Annotated in this window: 1 protein-coding gene and 1 pseudogene; both read left to right on the top strand. The window is 66.3% G+C overall.

All coding sequences use genetic code 11. The features are described 5' to 3' along the window. Positions 1-312 (top strand): annotated as a pseudogene (locus tag WB785_RS24760) (helicase-associated domain-containing protein); the annotation flags it as partial. Positions 313-320: 8 nt separating this feature from the next. After that, positions 321-1,625, top strand: a 1,305-nt coding sequence (locus WB785_RS24755) for a DNA repair helicase XPB (RefSeq protein WP_424082745.1), incomplete at its 3' end; no start/stop codon positions are given.

Here is a 1,625-nt window from a genome sequence, read left to right as displayed (position 1 = left end):
CTCCCGATGCCGCGCCCGAGCGGGGAAAGCCTGAGCGCCGTCGTCGCGGTGCTCCGCAAGGTGACTTCCGCGCCGTTCGGCAGCGTCCGGATTGACCCGGCAGTGGCCATGTCGCTACTGCAGCACGCCGCCCGGCGGGACGAGACCGTGGTCATCGGGTATGTCGACGCCGCCGGGGTCGCCACCCAGCGGGTGGTGTCGCCGATCACGGTGGCCGGAGGCCAGCTGGTGGCGTTCGATTCCGCCTCGGGCCGCGCACGTGAGTTCGCCATCCACCGCATCACCTCGGTGATGTCGGGGGACAACGGATAATCGACGCTATGCCCGACGGCCCCCTGATCGTTCAGTCCGACAAGACGGTGCTGCTCGAAGTCGACCATGACCTCGCCGGCGCCGCGCGGGCGGCGATCGCGCCGTTCGCCGAGCTCGAGCGCGCACCCGAGCATGTGCACACCTATCGGATCACCCCGCTGGCGTTGTGGAATGCGCGCGCCGCTGGCCACGACGCCGAGCAGGTCGTCGATGCGTTGGTCAGCTACTCGCGCTACGCCGTCCCGCAGCCGCTACTGGTCGACATCGTCGACACCATGGCCCGCTACGGGCGGCTGCAATTGGTCAAGAGTCCGGCCCACGGCCTGACACTGGTCAGCCTGGACCGGGCGGTGCTCGAGGAAGTGTTGCGCCACAAGAAGATTGCACCGATGCTGGGCGCGCGGATCGACGACGACACGGTCATCGTGCATCCCAGCGAGCGCGGCCGGATCAAACAGATGCTGCTCAAGATCGGCTGGCCCGCTGAGGATCTGGCCGGCTACGTCGATGGCGAGGCACATCCGATCAGCTTGCGGCAGGACAGCTGGCATCTGCGCGACTACCAGGAAATGGCCGCCGAGTCTTTCTGGGCGGGCGGATCGGGCGTGGTGGTGCTGCCCTGCGGGGCGGGCAAGACCCTTGTCGGCGCGGCAGCCATGGCGAAAGCCAGTGCGACGACGCTGATTCTGGTCACCAACACCGTCGCGGGCCGTCAGTGGAAACGCGAGCTGATCGCGCGCACCTCGCTGACCGAAGACGAGATCGGCGAATACTCCGGGGAGCGTAAGGAAATCCGGCCGGTCACCATCGCCACCTATCAAGTCATCACCCGTCGCACCAAGGGCGAGTACCGCCACCTTGAGCTGTTCGACAGTCGCGACTGGGGGCTGATCGTTTACGACGAGGTGCACCTGCTTCCGGCGCCGGTGTTCCGGATGACCGCCGATCTGCAGTCTCGACGACGGCTGGGGTTGACCGCCACGCTGATCCGTGAGGACGGCCGCGAGGGTGACGTATTCAGCCTGATCGGCCCGAAACGTTATGACGCGCCGTGGAAAGACATTGAGGCACAAGGCTGGATCGCGCCAGCGGAGTGCATCGAGGTACGGGTCACGCTGACCGACAACGAACGAATGATGTACGCCACCGCCGAAGCCGACGAGCGTTACCGGGTCTGCTCGACGGCGCATTCGAAGATCGCGGTGGTGAAGTCGATTCTGGCCAAACATCCCGGTGAGCCGACCTTGGTGATCGGCGCCTACCTGGATCAGCTCGAGGAACTCGGCGAGATCCTGGACGCGCCGGTGATCCAG

This window comes from Mycobacterium sp. (genome assembly GCF_049585075.1).
GTDB lineage: Bacteria > Actinomycetota > Actinomycetes > Mycobacteriales > Mycobacteriaceae > Mycobacterium.
Note: the sequence above shows the minus strand (reverse complement) of the source record. Positions and strands in the feature narration are given on the sequence as shown.